Origin of the sequence: Xanthovirga aplysinae, from assembly GCF_009711365.1 — a bacterium.
GTDB lineage: Bacteria > Bacteroidota > Bacteroidia > Cytophagales > Cyclobacteriaceae > Xanthovirga > Xanthovirga aplysinae.
In genome coordinates this window covers 1-2,971 of the sequence record NZ_SMMB01000643.1, presented here as the reverse complement: position 1 = coordinate 2,971, position 2,971 = coordinate 1, and the positions used below count along the sequence as shown (strand labels likewise).

Annotated in this window: 3 protein-coding genes; 2 read left to right on the top strand and 1 reads right to left on the bottom strand. The window is 38.0% G+C overall.

What is annotated here, in order from left to right:
• Nucleotides 1–69: 69 nt before the first annotated feature.
• Together E1171_RS03650 and E1171_RS03645 are read left to right on the top strand one after the other, a co-directional pair.
• Nucleotides 70–1,038: a KpsF/GutQ family sugar-phosphate isomerase gene (locus tag E1171_RS03650; protein ID WP_155204187.1), complete on the top strand. Its 969-nt coding sequence runs from the start codon at nucleotides 70–72 to the stop codon at nucleotides 1,036–1,038.
• A complete protein-coding gene (locus E1171_RS03645) occupies nucleotides 1,038–2,114 on the top strand; it encodes a mannose-1-phosphate guanylyltransferase (protein WP_155204184.1) in 1,077 nt (358 codons plus the stop codon). Before E1171_RS03650 ends, E1171_RS03645 begins: the two co-directional genes overlap by 1 nt.
• Nucleotides 2,115–2,197: 83 nt before the next feature.
• Here E1171_RS03645 and rlmB read toward each other — a convergent pair.
• Nucleotides 2,198–2,971 (bottom strand): 23S rRNA (guanosine(2251)-2'-O)-methyltransferase RlmB (gene rlmB / locus E1171_RS03640; RefSeq protein ID WP_155204181.1); only part of this gene is annotated, 774 nt, incomplete at its 5' end.

Here is a 2,971-nt window from a genome sequence, read left to right as displayed (position 1 = left end):
AAAAAACAAGCTTTTACGTCAAAAACAAAAGCTTTAAAAGCTATTTATCAGATCTTTAACGTTGACAGTTTGAATTTAGTGAAAAATATTAAAAATATAGCAAAAGAAGTACTTCTAAATGAATCTGAGGCCATAAAAAAAATCATAGATTATCTTGATCTCGATTTTGAGGCTTGTGTAGAAGCCATTTTAGCCAGCAAAGGCCGGGTGGTGGTAACGGGTGTGGGAAAAAGTGCTCATATAGCCAATAAAATTGTTGCCACACTCAATTCCACTGGAACACCCGCCTTGTTTATGCATGCTGCTGATGCTATACATGGTGATTTGGGAATGGTACAAAAAGAGGATGTTGTCATTTGTATATCGAAAAGTGGAAATACCCCTGAAGTTAAAGTGCTGGTCCCCTTAATAAAAAGAATAGAAGTAAAATTAGTAGCTTTGTGTAGTAACACCACCTCCTATTTGGCCAAACAAGCAGACTTTGTTTTAAATGCTAGCATTGAGCGGGAAGCTTGTCCCAATAACCTTGCTCCAACTACGAGTACAACAGCCCATCTGGCCATGGGGGATGCACTGGCGGTATGTTTATTGCAAGCAAGAAATTTTAGCAGTCAGGATTTTGCCCGTTACCATCCTGGAGGAGCATTGGGTAAAAAATTATATTTAAAAGTTGATGATTTGTATAAAGGACACGAATGTCCAACGGTAAAGGAAAACTCCTCCTTAAAAGAGGTTATTATTGAGATCTCCACCAAACGATTGGGTGCAGCTGCAGTTGTGAATGAGAAGGAACAACTTTTGGGTATCATAACGGATGGAGACCTTAGAAGAATGCTTGGAAAATATAATAATATTGCAGAAATTAAAGCTAAGGATATCATGAGCCCCCACCCGAAACTAGTGGAAAAAGGTACTTATGCCACTAGCGCCCTTAAAATTTTGCAAGAAAACAATATTTCCCAATTGGTAGTAACGGATGAAGAAAAAGTTCTAGGTTTCGTCCATATTCACGACTTACTCAAAGAAGGTATTGTATAATGAAATCTAACACTTACGTAATTATTATGGCCGGAGGCATTGGTAGTCGATTCTGGCCCTATAGCAGAAACCATAGACCTAAACAATTTCTGGATGTTTTAGGAGCGGGGATGTCTTTATTGCAAATGACATATGAACGTTTTCTAATGATTTGCCCGCCAGAAAATATCTTTGTGGTAACTAACGAGCATTACAGTGAGCTGGTAAAAGAACAACTTCCCGGCCTAAAGGAAGAACAAATCCTTCAAGAACCAGAAAGAAGAAACACTGCTCCTTGTATTGCTTATGCCAGCTATAAAATTCAGGAAAAAGACCCTGACGCCAACATAATTGTGGCTCCTTCAGATCACGCAGTCTTTAAAGAAGCTAGTTTTGTAACCTCAATAAAACAAGCCTTGGCTACCGCCAATAAGGGTGAGAACCTGGTAACTATAGGTATTAAGCCAAACAGACCGGAAACTGGCTATGGATATATTCAGTATGAAAAGGGCGTGCCGGGTGAAGTGGTCAAAGTTAAATCATTCACCGAAAAACCTAATGAGGAAAAAGCCAAGGAATTCATAAAAAGTGGAAATTATTTTTGGAATGCAGGCATATTCATTTGGAATATAAAAAGCATCATACGGGCCTTTGAAAACTATCTTCCCGAAATAGCTGGTCTATTTGAAGAGGGAAGAACTTCTTTTAACACTACTGATGAACAGGCTTTTATTAATTCAAACTATGGAAAATGCCCAAATATTTCCATTGACTATGGAATCATGGAAAAGGCCCCAAATGTCTATGTAGTTTTAAGTGATTTTGGATGGTCAGATTTAGGTTCCTGGCATGCTTTACACGAAATAAAAGATAAAGACGAACAACAAAACGTAATCGAGGCCAATGCCCTTACTTATGACAGTGACAACTGCATGATAAAAGGCCCAGAAGATAAATTAATCATTGTGCAGGGACTAAAGAATTATTTGGTGGCAGAATGTGATAATGTTTTGTTGATTTGTGAAAAAGACCAAGTCCATCGTTTTAGTCAATACCTAAAGGATGTGAAAGAACTAAAAGGTGCCGAATTTCTTTAAACATCTTTTAGAATTGTAAAAACATCATTGAGACTGTCTAAATTTGAAGACAGTCTCTTTTTTTTAATTTTACATCCCAAAAATTAAGAACGCTGCCTGATTGCTTCATAAATGATTACTCCCGCAGCCACGGAAACATTAAGAGATTCAATATTCCCCCCCATAGGTATTTTTGCCCTACCATCAGCCATTTTTATATACTCAGGCGAAACGCCATCCTCTTCAGATCCCATAATAATAGCCGTGGGGACAGAGAAATCAATAGAATAAAGCAAGGCATCAGTTTTTTCTGTGCAAGCTATAACTCGAATCCCACTCTGTTGTAGAAAACGAATAGACTCTTTTAAATTATCCTCCCTACAAATAGGTAAAAAATTCAAAGCTCCGGCAGACGTCTTCATAGCATCGCTATTGATTTGAGCACTATTTCGGGAAGGGACCACAATAGCATCTACACCAGCACATTCGGCGGTTCGGGCAATAGCTCCAAAATTTCGGACATCGGTAACTCGATCCAAAATTAGAATCAAAGGCATTTTCCCCTTTTCAAAACAACTACTGACAATATGATCTAAAGAGGCATAACTTACTGCCGAAAGAAAACAAATAGCCCCTTGATGATTCTTTCGTGTAATCCGATTAAGTTTCTCAACTGGTACTTTTACATAGGGAATTTTATATGCATTGGCCTCCTGAATTAATTCACTAATCAATTCGTTAGAAAGTCCGCGTTGAATAAACAACTTGTCTATATCTTTACCGGCCCGAATAGTCTCTATTACTGCCCTGGTTCCGAAAATAAGTTCCGAATAGTCTCTTTTTACTGTTTTTTTCGGATAAAAGCTCCGTTTCTTCTT

What these genes read in the sequence shown, in the direction of transcription:
- E1171_RS03645 (WP_155204184.1), top strand. Translation starts at nt 1,038, where the DNA reads ATGAAATCTAACACTTACGTAATTATTATGGCCGGAGGCATTGGTAGT.